This window comes from Streptomyces sp. NBC_00249 (assembly GCF_026342355.1).
GTDB lineage: Bacteria > Actinomycetota > Actinomycetes > Streptomycetales > Streptomycetaceae > Streptomyces.
This window is the reverse complement of sequence record NZ_JAPEMV010000003.1, coordinates 329,877-345,191: the sequence shown is the minus strand read 5'-3', so window position 1 is coordinate 345,191 and position 15,315 is coordinate 329,877. Positions and strand designations below refer to the sequence as shown.

The following is a 15,315-nucleotide window of genomic DNA, read 5'->3' as shown; positions in this document are numbered from 1 at the left end:
CCCGCAACGGCTGCCCCGGGAGGCTCTCCGAGCCCCTTGCCGGGAGGCTCGCCGGCCCTCTCCTCGCGGGCGGCTCCGCCTGTGTCCCCGGTCACTCCGGCCCTCCTGCGGCGATGGCGGTTTGGGGTCGTTTTCGACTCTCTGGCGAGCGGTTCGGGGGAAGTTGTCGTGCCGCGGCGGGCGAGCGCGGCATACCGACACCGCGGGCGGCCGTGCGGGATCGGCCCTTGCGCCCCCGGTCGCGGGACGTCGCAGACGGGACCTGCCGGGGTGGGGAAGGTCACCGTGCCCGGGGGCGGTCACGGCCCCGCGGAGCCGCCCTTTCGCCCCTTTCACTTGGCGCGATCCGCACTCCGGGTTCAGAGTGCGGGACGGCCCGATACGACGGGTGCGACCGTCCGGTCGCCGAAGGCCGTCCACGGCCGCCACCCGCCGCCCGGCCGCTGCTGGACGCGGGTGCGCATCCCGCCTTCGGTGGTGACGGCGAAGACGTGCGTGCGCCCGGTGGCATCGGACGCGGCGGCGGGCGTGGCGGCGAGCCTGATACCGGGCTCCCCGAACTCCCCGCCGGAATCCCAGCTTCCACCGGGGACGGTCTGCCGGCGGTGGCCGAGCCGGGCGCCACCGGGCGTGAGCGAGAACGCCTCGAGGCGGCCGTCGGCGTTGGCGGCGAACGCCGGGGCGGCGGCGCTCCAGCCGAACATGGGCAGCCATTCGTCCCAGCCTCCGTTCGGAACGGACTGCCGCCGGCTGAAGGTTCCCACGCCCGACGGTCCGATCGCTGCGACGGTGAGCCGGCCGCTGCCGTCCCCGGCCACGCGCGGCGCGGCACCGGACGCGGTGCCGAAACGCTGCCACGCGGGAGTCCAGGCGCCGCCCGGGGTCTCCTGCCACCGGTGGAAGATCCCGGCGCCGCCGGGAGCGAGGGCGAAGACCTCGAGGCGGCCGTCGGCGTTGGCCGCGACCACCGGTGGCGCGCCCGCGGCGCCGCCGAAGCCCGCCTCCCACGGGTCCCAGGCCCGGGATCCCGGTGCCGCTTGCCGCCGCCGGGCGACGGACGCGCCGCCGGGGCTCAGGGCGAACGCCTCCAGCCTGCCGTCGGCGTCACGGGCGACGGCGGGGGCGGCGCCGGCCGGCCCGCCGAACTCCTCCCAGTCGTACCAGCCGCCGTCCGGCCGCTGGACCCGGTGGTGCAGGTTGACTCCCTCCGGGGCGAGCGAGAACACCTCGAGCGCGCCGCCGGCGTTGCGGCCGAGCGTGGGCACCGCACCGGCCGGCCCGCCGAACCTCTCCCACGGCGACCAGGTGTCGGCGTCCGGGTCGAGCTGGACGCGCCGGAGCATCGAGTGGTCGGAGGCGTCGAGCGCGAACACCGTGAGGCGGCCGGCGGCGTCGAGTCCGGCCACCGGGTTGTCCGCGCTCTGCCACGGCGGTGGTGTGTCCCGCCACTGGAGGGGCGCCACGTGCAGCCCGTGGCGGAACCAGCCCGCGGCGGCGGCGTACCAGGCCTCCCCGTCGGCGATCACCTCCACGGCGTGACCGGCCACGTGGCCCGCGTACCCGGCGAGGTCGAAGTGGAAGGGATCCCGGGACACCAGCACGTCCGTACCCTCGTAGCCGCCCCTCGGACCGATGAACAGGTAGTACCAACCGTCCCGTTCGACGACGTACGGCGACTCGGTGACCGAGACGGTCGCGTGCGTGGTCGGGTCGGTGAACGCGACGCCCGGCTCGCTCCAGTGCACCAGGTCGGTGGAGCGCCTGTGGGCCACGACGTGCCGGCCGCCCGGGCTCGAGAGTTCCGTGTAGTACATGACCCACTCGCCGTCGGCCCGCAGCACCATCGGGTCGCGGGCCGCGATCCCGCGGAACAGCGGGCCGGACGGCTCGCGCGTCCAGGTGAACAGATCGTCCGACGTGGCGAGGCTGATCGCGGCGCCGCTCGCGCCGCCGCCCGCGTAGAACATCCAGAACCTGCCGCCGGCCTCGATGACATGCGGGGCCCACAGGTGCTCCTCGCCGTGGTAGCCCGGGTCGACGGTCAGCGCGTCGGCGTGGGTGGTCCAGGGGCCGTACGGGGCGGGCGCGGAGGCGTGCGCGAAGGAGACCTCCGCGGCACTGTCCGGTGCCTCGCCGGGCGCCGCGCTGTCACCGACGATGCTGAACAGGTGCCACCGGCCGTTCGCCCGGATCAGGGCGTGGTCGTTGAGGTAGCGGCGCCGGCCTGGCGTGGAGGGGTCGTAGACGTGGGTGAAGGAACCGGCGCCCACCCACTGGGACGCCGGACCTGGGACGGAGGTCGCCGCTGCGGCACGGCCCGTGAGCGGGAGCGCAAGGGCTCCCGCTCCGGCCGCGCGCAGCAGGTGGCGCCTGCTGAACGGATGCACGAGAAGGCTCCAGAGGAACGTTTGCTGTCAGTTGATCGCGGGTCCGGCGGTGTCCTTGAGCCAGCCCCACTGGGACCAGGTGGAGAAGCCGGTCTGCCAGCGGTGGTAGACCCCGGTGGGATTGGTCCCGAAGACCTCGATCCGGCCGTCGGCGTTGGCCACGGCGGTGATCTCCGTACCACCGGCACCGAAGGACTCCCACGGGCTGTAGGGGGTGTTCACCCCGGTCTGCCACATGTGCTGGGCATCACTGCCGTTGATCGCGAACACCTCGACCCGCCCGTCCACAGTGCGCTGACTCGTCAACTGCGAGTTCGCCAGACCACCCGTCTCCTCCCAGCCCGACCAACTGGTCGGACCGGTCTGATACCGGTGGAAGACACCGACGGGCCCTGAAGCGAACACCTCGAGCCGACCGTCCAGATTGTGATCGACCGTCAAGTCATGACCACCGATACCGAAGTCCTCCCAGGAGGACCAACCACCATTCACGGACTCCTGATACAGATGCCGGAAGACCTCGCCACTCAGGGCGAACACCTCAAGCCGGCCGTCCGGCGCCTTCGCCAGCTCGATACGGCTCTCCCCCGGACCACCACCAGTCCCCTCCCAGCCCGACCAGCCACCATTGGGGGCCGTCTGGAACCGGTGGAACACCTTCTCCGGGCCGGAAGCGAACACCTCGAGCCGGCCGTCACCATTGGAGCCCACAGCGACATCACGGCCACCCTCACCGAAGTCCTCCCAGCCCGACCAGCCACCCGAGGGCTGGTTCTGGTAACGGTGCTGAAGAACCTGGCCATTGATCGCGAACACCTCCAGCCGGCCATCGGCGTTCGGCCCGATCGCCAACTCCGCACCCTTGGGCCCCGCGACGAACTCCCACGCCGACCAAGCCCCGTTGACGCTCTCCTGCCAGGCATGGTGCACACCATCAGCCCCGGCCGCGAACACCTCAAGACGCCCGTCCCCCGACCGCGCCGACACCACACGACCCGACTCCGCGGGATACACCAACGGCGCGGGACCAGGCCCGGGGTGGCCAAGACGGTCCACGGCGGCGCGCGCCGTGTCCATGTGCCGCTGATGGTGGCCCTGGTTGTAGGTGGACCAAGGGCTCCAGTCCGTGCCCCCGGAGGATATCCGGAAGGTCTCTTTCGCATTGCACTGCGCGTCGTAGGCACAGGCGTCGCTGACTTCGGCGTGCCAGTAGTCGTTGATCTGCCACAGACCACGGTCGGTGGACGGGGGCCTGTTGTTCGTGACGTTGGACGCCTGCGGATTGCAGCTGGACTCCGCCAGGGCGACGGCGACGGCGGTTACCAGGCTCTCGCCCCGGAAGCCCGCGTTGTACCCGACCTCCGCACACAGGTCGCTCCCGGCGGCGGAGGCCGGCTGTGTGACGCCGACCATGATTCCCGCCGCCACACACAGGGAGACGAACGCGGACAGAATGATGCGATGGGGCGCTCTTCGAGCGCGCTGAGTGGCTCTCATCTGCCTTCTCCTCAGTTGATCGCCGGTCCGGCGGTGTCCTTGAGCCAGCCCCACTGGGACCAGGTGGAGAGGCCGGTCTGCCAGCGGTGGTAGACCCCGGTGGGATTGGTCCCGAAGACCTCGATCCGGCCGTCGGCATTGGCCACGGCCGTGATCTCCGTACCACCGGCACCGAAGGACTCCCACGGGCCGTAAGCGGTGTTCACCCCGGTCTGCCACATGTGCTGGGCATCACTGCCGTTGATCGCGAACACCTCGACCCGCCCGTCCACAGTGCGCTGACTCGTCAACTGCGAGTTCGCCAGACCACCCGTCTCCTCCCAGCCCGACCAACTGGTCGGACCGGTCTGATACCGGTGGAAGACACCGACGGGCCCTGAAGCGAACACCTCGAGCCGACCGTCCAGATTGTGATCGACCGTCAAGTCATGACCACCGATACCGAAGTCCTCCCAAGAGGACCAACCACCATTCACGGACTCCTGATACAGATGCCGGAAGACCTCACCACTCAGAGCGAACACCTCAAGCCGGCCGTCCGGCGCCTTCGCCATCTCGATACGGCTCTCCCCCGGACCACCACCAGTCCCCTCCCAGCCCGACCAGCCACCATTGGGGGCCGTCTGGAACCGGTGGAACACCTTCTCCGGGCCGGAAGCGAACACCTCGAGCCGGCCGTCACCATTGGAGCCCACAGCGACATCACGGCCACCCTCACCGAAGTCCTCCCAGCCCGACCAGCCACCCGAGGGCTGGTTCTGGTAACGGTGCTGAAGAACCTGGCCATTGATCGCGAACACCTCCAGCCGGCCATCGGCGTTCGGCCCGATCGCCAACTCCGCACCCTGGGGCCCCGCGACGAACTCCCACGCCGACCAAGCCCCGTTGACGCTCTCCTGCCAGGCATGGTGCACACCATCAGCCCCGGCCGCGAACACCTCAAGACGCCCGTCCCCCGACCGCGCCGACACCACACGACCCGACTCCGCGGGATACACCAACGGCGCGGGACCAGGATGACTGCCGGGTATGCAGGGCATGTTGATGCCGCGTTCTGCCAGGTAGGGAATCGGGTCGACACGCACGGACGCGCCCGCGTTCCCCCAGACCCGAAGGTGGAGATGAGTCCCGGTGGACTGGCCCTCGCTGCCCATCAGCGCGATCTGCTGCCCGGCGCTCACACGTTCGCCCTGCTGGACATCCCGCCGGTACATGTGGCCGTACTCGGTGATGGTGCCATCGGGGTGCAGGATGCGGATCCACTGCCCGTAGCCGGGTTCGTATCCCGAGATGGTCACCTCGCCGTCGCCGACCGCGTAGATCGGGGTACCGCGGACGTTGGCGATGTCGATGCCGTTGTGCTCCCAGCTGTAGTACTGGGTGATGTCGCCGGCGGCCGGGCAGGCGGCGGCGATGCCGGCGGCCCGGGCCGGGACCGGGGAGGAAGCGGTCTGCGCCCCGGCCGGTGAGGCGACTGCGAGCCCCGGTGCGAGGATCGCGGTCAGCGCGAGAAGAAGCCCGAGCACCCGCCCGGGGAGCTGCCCGGACATGCCTCGGGAGAGGACGGACATCACGCGAGGTCCCCCCGTCACGCCTTGCGCAGGCGGTCGATGACGCCGTTGATGTCGTCCTCCAGCAGATTCCGGCGGACCCAGTGGCCGCCGTCCACCTCATGCTGCTCGTAGGGGATGCCCGCGCGGTCGAGGTTCCACTTGAACTCCCGCTGGGTGGCGAGCACCAGGGTCTCGTTGGCGTAACCCTGAATGTCCTGGGGGGTGGTGCCGGCGACCAGGAAGACCCGCTTGTGCCTGTAGCTCTCGATGCGCTCGCACGGGTTGTCCGCGCTGACCCGGGCCTGGTCCCAGAAGGGCACGCCGTAGATGCTGCCGCCGTTCAGTTCCACGGCCGCGGAGGAGGCGTTGGCCCAGTGGGTCACCAGGTCGCCATTGCCCCCGCGCAGGTTGGCCGGGCCGGAGTGGGCGCTGACCGAGGCGAAGTGGCCGTAGTACTTGGCCGCGTACTTCAGGGCGCCGAAGCCGCCCATCGAGAACCCGGAGACGGCGCGGCCGTCGTACTCGGCGTAGGTGCGGAAGTTCGCGTCGATCCACGGGATCAGCTGCCCGATGTGGAAGTGCTCCCAGTCCCGGGCGCCGATATTGGAGCTCACCGCGTTGGAGTACCAGCCGGCACGCCCGCCGTCGGGCATCACGACGATGAGGTCCTTCCATGCGGTCAGACCCCGGATGTCGTGGAGCCGGTCGAAGGTGATGAAGTCCTCCAGGCCACCGTGGAGCAGGTAGAGGACGGGGTAGCGGCGACCGCTGGTGTGGTAGCCGTCGGGGAGCAGCACGTTGACGGCCGGGGTCCAGCCGCCGATGGCGGCGGTCTGGAACCGGTAGTACCACATCCGGTGATCCTGCTCGCCGCGTTCCGTGATGTGCAGGCCGAAGCCGTCGCCGGCCGCCGAGGCCGCCGACGCCGACGCGAGAACGCCGCCGGTTCCCAGGGCCACCGCGGCGGTGAGCCCGCCGGCGGACTTGAGGATGCTTCGGCGGGTGGGGTTCTGCGCGGTCAAAGTGACCTCCTGTGGGCGGGCTGGCTGGGGATCCGGCCGCCGTTCCAGCGGCACCGGAAGTTTGGAAGCTAGCGATCCCCGCCCGGGAGGAGTATCCGGAACCTTACGGGCTGACAAAACCGGCTCGCGTCCCCTAGGGCCTCTGTGGTCTGACGGGCCTGACGGGCCTGACGGGCCTGACGGGCAAAGCGTCGCGAGTCTTAGTGCGTTGTGGCAAACCGGATTTCGTTCGAGGCATGCGGGCACGGGTGATCATCTGGACGGAGGTACGGGTGCGACCGTGGGCATGAAAGAACGGGCCCCATGGTAGTGACGCGGTTACGACACCCAGCACGCCCAAGGAAGCCCGTTGCCCGATCAGTTGAGCAGTATCTCTGTGTCTTCGTCCACCGCGGTCACTCCTGGGTGTGACTGCTACGTGCACCGGTTCGGTTCGATCGTTCCGGGGCGGCGGGCGGCCTGCTATCCGAGTGACATGACGGATGCGGAGTGGGCCGAGGTCCGTTCCGCGATGCCGGTGCCGGCCTGGCTCCTCAAGCAGGGCGGGCGTCCCGAGGGGTATTGCCACCGCGAAATACTCGATGCGGTGCGCTACCTGGTCGACAATGGTGTGAAGTGGATGGCTCTGCCGGTCGATTTCCCGTACTGGCGGGCGGTTTACGACTTCTTCCGCCGCTGGCGGGCCTACGACTACGTGCGTGAACTGCATGAACGGCTGCGTCGCACGGCCAGGGAACACGAAGGGCGGAACGCCGAGCCATCCGCGGGGATCATCGACAGTCAGTCGGTGGACGCCTCCGAGACCGTCGGTGCGGAAAGTCGCGGATACGACGGCGGGAAATCACGTGACGGGCGCAAGCGTCACATCCTGACCGACACCGAGGGCCTGCTCCTGGAGGTCACTGTGACCACAGCCGATGTGCACGACTCCAAGGCCGCTCCCGCGCTGCTGGAGACATTCATGGACCAGCCGCGCCGGCTGCTGAAACTGGTGTGGGTCGACAGCGCCTACCAGGGCCCTGCCCTGGCCAAGGCGTTCGCCCGGCACGGAGTGCGGATCGAGGTCGTGCGCCGATCCGACGGACACCGCGGATTTGTCGTGCTGGCCCGCAGGTGGGTGGTGGAGCGAACGCTGAGCTGGCTCTCCCGCTCACGCCGCCTCAACCGCGACCACGAACGCCGCCTCGACCACCACGCCCAGATGGTGTGGTGGGCCGCTGTGATCAGGCTGTCCCGGCGCCTGGCCGCGGACGCCCCGCGCTGGCCGGAGAAGCGTCCCGGCCGACTGCCCCGGGCGCGGGCATGAACCGTCCGTCCTTCGCCCGCACCAGCCAGCCCCGCTTCTCCAGCACGTAGGCACGGTGCCGGATCTTCTCCACCTCGTTCTTGATCTCCGCTTCCCGGCCCACCGCCCGCGTCAGCTCCACTCCGTTCACCGGCCCCGAGGCAGCCACCACCGCGGCGAACACCTCCCGATACAGGCCGCTGAGCACCTCTTCACCCATGCCCGATCGCCGCACCGGCGGCCTCTCGCCATGCCCCGCGCCGGGGCCGCTCGATCCCACGGCGGCAGCCGTCTCACCACCAGACGGCACGGAAACCGGCGTAATCACGGGGCTCTCCTCGGCCAGCACCGACACGAGTTCCTCACGCCCCACCCGGGCCCGCTCGACTCGCTCCCGCGCGGCATCCACCTCCGCCTGAGCCTGCTCCAGGACCTCCGTCCAGGACTCCAGATCCTGCCTCGCCCGCGCCTCACGCTGTTCCATCAACCCCAACACCGACGGCATCGCACCCTCCTCGATCCATAACAAGCCGTCCGCTGCCTGCCCCTACCCCGCCCCGGTCATGCCCCGCACACGAAGAAGTCCCTGCTCATCGAACAGGGACTCCCTTTGCCACAACGCACTTAGCGGGAGGGTCCGCGGGTGACCATCCGTAATGCTCCGGATCCCCGGGCCGTGTCCCTCTCGGTTAGCTTTCAGCGCGATCACACTGTGACCCAGCGCGACCACGGCGGGTCCCCTTTTCCGCAAGTGCCTCGTACCGCTACCGACCAGGAGCCCGTCGTGAGCGCACACCATCCCTCCCGCAGAGCACTTCTGAGAGCCGCCGGTGGACTTTCGGCTGCGATATCCCTCGCAGGCGCAAACGTCATCGCGACGGGATCCGGGGCCAGTGCCGCCGGAAACGGCATCGGGCTCCGCTCCGCCCAGCGCATCCAGTCGGACGTGGGCGGCCCGATCACCCGCGACGAGATCCTTCTCCGTGCCCAGCACTGGGTGGATCTGAACGTCTACTACAACCAGGACGACTCCCACCCGGACCTGGAAGGCAGGCACTACCGCACCGACTGCTCGGGCTTCGTCGCCATGGCACTGCACCTGTCCTGGTCCCCCAGTACGGTCACCCTGCCCGAGTTCCTGGATCCGATCGCCTGGGAGGATCTGAAGCCCGGTGACGCCGTCGGCACTCTCGGGCCGGGAACCGGCGGCGACGCGGGTCATGTCGTGCTGTTCGCCGGCTGGGCCAACCACGAGCACACGCGCTTCTTCACCATGGAAGAGAAGGGCGGGGCGGGGTCCGTCAGATATGAGCGACCGATCAACTACACCACGAGCGGGGGCCTGTTCACCGCCAGCCCGTACCGCTACAAGAGGGTTGCCGAGGCTGCTTCTCACCACGCCGTCAGCCCGGCTGAGACGGGCCGTGCGGTGTCGGCACGGTCGGCCGACGGCCGGCTGGAGACCTTCGCGGCCGGAGCTGACGGGGTGTACCACGCCTGGCAGACCGAGGTGAACGGTGGCTGGTCGGCCTGGCGGCCGCTCGGCGGTCCGCGGAACGCGCAGATGACGATCGTTCCCAACGCCGACGGCCGGCTGGAGCTGCTGGCGATCAACGGCGATACGGCCCAGCACATCTATCAGACCGGCCCGTCCAGGGACTGGTCCGGCTGGCAGGGATTCGGCACCGGTGGCCGGTATATCGCCGCCGGAACCAATGCCGACGGCCGTATCGAGGTCTTCGCTTCCGGCCCGAAGGGCGTGTACCACAGATACCAGACCGCGCCGAACGCCGGCTGGTCGGGCTGGGAATTCACCGGTGGCGGTCCCGTCGACGCCCGTCTGGAAATGGGGAAGTCCCCCGAGGGGCGCCTTGAGGTGTTCGCTCTCAACGGCACGGTTTTCGAGCACCAGTACCAGCTCGCCCCCAACGGTGGCTGGTCCGCATGGGAACATTTCGGAGGCGGCGGCCACGATCTGACGGTGGACCACAATGCCGACGGGCGTCTTGAGGTATTCGCCTCCGGACCGGAGGCCATTTTCCACCGATACCAGGAGAGCCCGGCCTCCTGGTCAGGCTGGGTGAGAACCGGCGGCCCGGCCAACTCGAACCTCACCAGCGAGCGCACCGCCGACGGCCGGGTGGAGGTCTTCGCGATCAGCGATGAGATCGCCGTCCACGCCTGGCAGACCGGGATCAACGCCCCCTTCAGTGACTGGGTCACCATCGGCACCGGCGGCACGGACATCACCGCCGCCACCAACGCCGACGGCCGCATCGAGGTCTTCGGGACCAGCCGTGCGGGCGTCTACCACACCTGGCAGACCGGCTTCTCCGACTGGGCCCAGTGGGCGTGGCTCAACGGCCCCGGCCCCGCGATCAACTGACCGTGGTGGGCGGCGGGGCCGGGGCATCGCCTGGAGCCCGCTGTCACTCCGGATGGTTCCGGGTGCCCTGCCCCCTCCCTCGACTCCTAGTTTGTGGCCCAGCCAGTCCCACGGACACGAAGGAGACGACGGATCACATGCGCGTCACGACAACACTTGTGCTCGGCGGGGCCCTTGCCCTCACCTCCCTCACCCCGGCGACCGGCGCCCTGGCCGCCACCTCCGGCCCTGCCGGCCCGGTGAGGGCGTACGACGCCGTCCAGTCCTTCCAGAACCAGGCCACGAGCCGGTGCATGGACGACACCAGCAACGGCTTCCGCACCTGGAGCTGCAACGGCTCGAATCCGCAGCAGTGGAGCGTGCACGTCTGGGGTGACGGGACGCGCCAGTTGATGAACATCAACACCGGCCGCTGCATCGAGGACACCAACAGCGGCTTCCGCACCGCGGTCTGCAACTCCAGCCCGGAACAGAGCTGGTGGGTCCAGGCCTGGGGCGACGGCACCGTCCGCTTCCAGAACCAGAGCACCTCGCGCTGCATCGACGACAGCTCCCAGGGCTTCCGTACCTGGGCGTGCAACAGCCTTCCGTACCAGAGCTGGTCCTGAGCCCGATGGCGACGCACGCCGAAGCCCTCCCCCTTCCGGCAATTCCGGTAATTCCGGCAGGCGATTCCCTCCACGAGGAGCAGGTTCGATGAAGTTGAAGCTGACCGCGTTACGGTTCTCGCTCGTCCTCGGTGTGGCCGGTGCGCTCCTGGCAGTGCCCACGGCCGCACAGGCACAGGCACAGGCCCAGGCACAGACCCCGGCCCAGGCGGCCGCGGACCACTCCGCCACGCTCGCGGCTCTGAACGAGCTCAAGGCGGGCGGCGGTCCCGGGGCGGGCGTGTACGCGGGGACCCGCGACGTCTCGTGGAACCTCTCCACCGGCACGGCCACCATCAACACCAACGATCCGATCGGCCCGGACGAGTACTACCGCGTCGGGAGCCAGTCGAAGACCTTCACCGCCGTCGCCGTACTGAAGCTCGCGGAGGCCAACGGGATCGGCCTCGACGACCCCATCGAGCAGCATCTGCCCGGTGTGGTCTCCGTGAACGGCTACGACGGGAACCGGATCACCCTCCGGCACCTCCTCCAGCACACCAGCGGCATACCGGTGAACGGCCTCCCGCTCGCGCAGGCCCGCCCGGACGGCTCGTACGCGCTCGCGGCCCTGGTGAAGGACGGGCTGCGCTTCGCCCCGGCCTCCCAGCCGGGCGCCGCCTTCCAGTACTCGAACACCAACTACGAGATCCTCGGCATGCTGATCGAGAAGATCACCGGCCTGCCCCTGCACCAGGCCGTCACCCAGCAGGTGATCCAACCGCTCGGCCTGGCCCACACCCGCTTCCCCGCCCCCACGGACCGCGCCGTGCCGAGCCCGGCGATCCACGGCTACCGGGGCACCCGGATCGGCTCGTTCTTCTTCTGGGTGGACGGGACGGCGTTCGAACCGTCCACCTTCTACGCCTCCGGCGCCGTCATCTCCACGCTCCGGGACATGACCGCGTTCTACCAGGCGATCGTCGACGGCACGGTGCTCTCGCCCGCGAACCTCGCCGAGATGGAGAAGACCTTCGAGCTCGGGCAGTCCGGCTCGGGGAACGGCTACGGCCTCGGGATGCTGAAGATCGCCCTGCCCTGCGGCGGCACGGCCTGGGGACACGATGGAGCCGTCCCTGGCTACTACTCGCAGACACTCGTGACCGAGGACGGACGGCACGCCTCCGTCATGACCAACGCGCATCTCGCCACGAACGTCCCGGGCACGCAGATGTACAAGACCCTGACCAGCGCCCTGTGCGAGACGCCGTCCTGACCCTGACCCTGACCCTGACCGCGCCACAAGACCGGCCTCACAGAAGAGAGAACCACCGTGCGATCCCTGCTCACCGGCGCGGCCGGCTTCCGCGCCGCGGTACGGGCCACCGCGCTGACCGCCGCCGCCGTGGCTACGGTCGTGGCGACGGCCCTCACCGGCTCCGCGGCCCACGCCGCCGGCGTCGCCGACGCCCCCACGATCCCGGCCTTCACCGACGGGCAGGGTCTGACCCAGGTCGCCGGAGCCACCGAGGTGCGCTCCGAGACCGACTTCACCCTCACCGTCACCACGCCGCAGCTCTCCGGCCGGCACAAGGTACGCGTCTTCCTGCCGAGCGGCTACTACGCCGAGCCGGGCAAGCGCTGGCCGGTGACGTACTTCCTGCACGGCGGTGGCGGAAACGTGGACGACGCTGCCGCGGCCCCGGCCCTGCGGGACGACCGGATGATCACCGTCGTACCGGACGGTGGCCTGAAGGGCTGGTACGCGAACTGGCACATGCAGAACACCGCCGAGGGCGCCGCCAACTGGGAGACCTTCCACCTCCTGCAGGTGGTCCCCTTCATCGACGCCAACCTGCGGACCCTGCCCGACCGTGGCCACCGCGCCGTCGTCGGCCTGTCCATGGGCGGCTTCGGGGCGCTGCACTACGCCCAGGCCCGACCCGACCTGTTCGGGCGCGTCGCCTCCCTGTCCGGGGGCATCGACTTCGGCCTGTGGGAGGTCCGTGCCGCGGTGCTGGCCACGGAGCTCAACCTGACCGGCGCCTGGTGCGCCTCCACCACCTCGGGTACCGGCAACTGCACCGGCTACGGGCCGGCGGTGGACAGCGACGCGATCTTCGGCTCGCCGTACGCGATCTTCAACGACCGGATCTGGAACGAGGTCAACCCCGCCTCGCTCGCCAATCTGGGCAAGCTCGCCAACACCGGGGTCACCCTCTACACCGGAAACCAGGGTCTGATCGACGGCAAGACGGCGGTCGCCTCCACCAACGTCGCGAACCGCCTGAACCAACTGGGCATCCCGAACCGCTTCGTCAACTACGGCAACGGCTCCGCCCTGTCGCCCACCTGCAAGGGCGACCACACCTACGGCTGCTGGGCCCCGGCCCTCGCCGACTACATCCCCCGCCTCGCGAACGAATTCGCCCAGGCCGGCTGAAGCACCCCGCTCAGCCAACCCGCTCGTCCTCACCCCACCGGGCCCGCACCAGCGAGACATCAACTTTCTTGATTCCAAGGCTGGTTGACGGACGCACGCATACGATCAACGGCATGACACCAGTGATCGCCCCGTTGCCGGGCGGTACGCCCGCGCAGCTCGGAGGTCACCGGATCCTGGGGGTGCTCGGGGCCGGCGGCATGGGGACGGTCTACCTCGCCCGCCGCCGGGGGCGTCCGGTCGCCCTCAAGACCATCCGGCCCGAACTCTTCCGCGACGCGGACCTGCGCGAGCGGTTCACCCGCGAGGCCGCCGCCGCGGCGCTGGTCCGCAGCCCCTTCGTCGCCAACGTGCTCGGCTCCTCGACCGCCGAGCAAGTGCCGTGGATTGCCGCCGAGTTCGTCCCCGGCACGACCCTCGCCGCCGCCGTGCTGCGCCACGGTCCCCTGCCCGCGCCCGCCGTGCGCGTCCTCGCCGGGGCGCTCGGCCGGGCCCTGGCGGCCCTGGGCGCGGCCGGGGTCGTGCACCGCGATCTGAAACCGTCGAACGTCATCCTCGGCGCCGACCGCCCCCGCGTCGTCGACTTCGGCATCGCCCGGGTGACCGGCGACGCCACCTTGACCGCGACCGGGCAGCGCCCCGGAACGCCCGGCTACATGTCGCCCGAGCAGGTGGTGAAGGGTCCCCTCGGACCGCCGAGCGACGTCTTCTGCCTCGGCGCGCTGCTCGTCTTCGCGCTGACCGGCCGGCACGCCTTCTACGACGGAGACCCGGTCCGCTCGGACTTCCGCATCGCCTACGAGGCCCCCGACCTCACGGACGTTCCGTCCGAGCTGACGCCCGTGATCCGCGGCTGCCTCGAAAAGCAGCCGGAAGACCGGCCCGCCGCCGCGGAGGTGGCTGCGGAACTCGACCTGCGGGGCGCCGCCCTGCGCGCCGCCACCCGCTGGCTGCCGTCCACGGCGCTCGCCGACGCCGCCGAGATCGCACGGGCCGCAGCCGCCCTGGGCGCCGGCCCGCGGCTGCCGACCCGGCGCAGGGTGCTCACCGGCGCCGGGGCCGCCGTACTACTCGTGGCGGCCGGTGCCACCGCCCTGCGCACCCTCCAGGAGGACGACGGCCCCGGCCGCACCCCCGCCCCCCGCTGGAGCGGCCCGCCCGGCACAGTGCCGGGGCCCCTGTGGTCGTACGACGGCGCCGCGGCGCAGCCGGCCTTCGGGCCGGTCGACGTCGACGGCCGGGTGTGCTTCGCGGACGGCGGCGGCAAGCTCCTCCTCCTCGATCCGGTCTCGGGCGAACGACGCTGGCGCGGACCGGTGGTGCGCGACCTCGTCGGCGGCCGCCGCCCCGTCGCCCTGGACCCGGACGGCGCCCTGCTGTTCCTGGACCCCGGCAGCGGTACGGTCCGCCACCGCGCGCGCGACGGGGTGACCGGGCTGCTCGCCGCCGACGAGGACCAGGTGTACGTCCTCGACGCCGACGGCCGCCTGGCCGCGCTCAAGCGGGCGGACGGCGCGGTGCGCTGGCGCGTGCCCGTCCCCGTGTCGGGCACGGTGCTCTCGGCGGCCGCCGGGTACGGGCGGCTGCTCCTGGCCTCCGCCGCCGGCGGGGTGGTGGCCCTGTCCGCCGCCGACGGCAGCCCGGTGTGGCGGCGGCCCGCCGGCGCCGACGGCTCGCGGACGGTCCTGTCCGCGGGCGGAGTGCTGCTGGGCGGGGCCGGAGACCGGACGCTGACCTGCCTGGACCGGGGGCGCGGCGAACAGCTGTGGACCCTGCCCGCGGACGACAGCGCGGGCTTCGGCGTGCCCACGCCGGCCGGCGACACCGTGTACGTCGCCGACGGCCGCCAGCTCCGGAGCATCGACGTGAAGACCGGAGCCCCCGCCTGGACCGTGCTGGCCACCGACGAACTGGCCCAGGACCAGGCTCCGTTGGTGGCGGGATCCGGGATCTTCGCGCCGCTGCGGAGGCCCGAGCTCGGCATCCTCGTGGTGCACGGCGGGCGGGCAGCCGAACAGTACGTGTTCGCACCGGCCCCAGCCGGGGAGGTCCGGTCCGGCGTTCCCTGGCGGGGAACGGTCGCCGGAGGCAGCGTCATCTGGCAACGCGGGAGCGCGGTCCGCGCCCTGCCGGGCATGTGACCGGCCCCGGGCGG

The 15,315-nt window shown here is 70.8% G+C and carries 11 protein-coding genes; 6 read left to right on the top strand and 5 right to left on the bottom strand.

Annotated features, from left to right (window positions below):
- Positions 1-359: 359 nt before the first annotated feature.
- Genes OOK31_RS15825 through OOK31_RS15810 form a run of 4 tightly spaced genes read right to left on the bottom strand, consistent with a single transcriptional unit; the run spans position 360 to position 6,459 of the window.
- On the bottom strand, positions 360-2,387 hold the full coding sequence (locus OOK31_RS15825; RefSeq protein ID WP_267013163.1) for a family 43 glycosylhydrolase: 2,028 nt from the start codon (positions 2,385-2,387) through the stop codon (positions 360-362).
- Positions 2,388-2,414: 27 nt separating this feature from the next.
- Complete coding sequence (locus tag OOK31_RS15820) at positions 2,415-3,884, bottom strand: hypothetical protein (protein WP_267013162.1); 1,470 nt, start codon at positions 3,882-3,884, stop codon at positions 2,415-2,417.
- A gap of 11 nt (positions 3,885-3,895) precedes the next feature.
- Positions 3,896-5,455: a peptidoglycan DD-metalloendopeptidase family protein gene (locus OOK31_RS15815; protein WP_267013161.1), complete on the bottom strand. Its 1,560-nt coding sequence runs from the start codon at positions 5,453-5,455 to the stop codon at positions 3,896-3,898.
- A gap of 17 nt (positions 5,456-5,472) precedes the next feature.
- Positions 5,473-6,459 (bottom strand): alpha/beta hydrolase family protein, encoded by a 987-nt coding sequence (locus OOK31_RS15810; protein WP_267013160.1) that lies wholly within the window; start codon positions 6,457-6,459, stop codon positions 5,473-5,475.
- 475 nt (positions 6,460-6,934) lie between these two features.
- Between OOK31_RS15810 and OOK31_RS15805 the strand changes: the two genes are divergently transcribed.
- Complete coding sequence (locus tag OOK31_RS15805) at positions 6,935-7,765, top strand: IS5 family transposase (protein WP_267013159.1); 831 nt, start codon at positions 6,935-6,937, stop codon at positions 7,763-7,765.
- Here OOK31_RS15805 and OOK31_RS15800 read toward each other — a convergent pair.
- Complete coding sequence (locus tag OOK31_RS15800) at positions 7,683-8,249, bottom strand: hypothetical protein (RefSeq protein ID WP_267013158.1); 567 nt, start codon at positions 8,247-8,249, stop codon at positions 7,683-7,685. The genes OOK31_RS15805 and OOK31_RS15800 overlap by 83 nt on opposite strands.
- Before the next feature lie 279 nt (positions 8,250-8,528).
- Between OOK31_RS15800 and OOK31_RS15795 the strand changes: the two genes are divergently transcribed.
- From OOK31_RS15795 to OOK31_RS15775, 5 genes are all read left to right on the top strand, one after another.
- A complete protein-coding gene (locus OOK31_RS15795; protein WP_267013157.1) occupies positions 8,529-10,130 on the top strand; it encodes a hypothetical protein in 1,602 nt (533 codons plus the stop codon).
- A 137-nt stretch (positions 10,131-10,267) separates the two neighbouring features.
- Positions 10,268-10,738, top strand: coding sequence for an RICIN domain-containing protein (locus OOK31_RS15790; protein WP_267013156.1), 471 nt, complete (start codon positions 10,268-10,270; stop codon positions 10,736-10,738).
- A gap of 88 nt (positions 10,739-10,826) precedes the next feature.
- Positions 10,827-11,993 (top strand): serine hydrolase, encoded by a 1,167-nt coding sequence (locus tag OOK31_RS15785; protein ID WP_267013155.1) that lies wholly within the window; start codon positions 10,827-10,829, stop codon positions 11,991-11,993.
- 57 nt (positions 11,994-12,050) lie between these two features.
- Positions 12,051-13,160 (top strand): alpha/beta hydrolase family protein, encoded by a 1,110-nt coding sequence (locus tag OOK31_RS15780; protein WP_267013154.1) that lies wholly within the window; start codon positions 12,051-12,053, stop codon positions 13,158-13,160.
- A gap of 113 nt (positions 13,161-13,273) precedes the next feature.
- Positions 13,274-15,301 carry a serine/threonine-protein kinase gene (locus tag OOK31_RS15775; protein WP_267013153.1) on the top strand — a complete coding sequence of 676 codons (2,028 nt, stop codon included), beginning with the start codon at positions 13,274-13,276 and terminating at the stop codon, positions 15,299-15,301.
- The last annotated feature ends 14 nt before the right edge of the window (positions 15,302-15,315 follow it).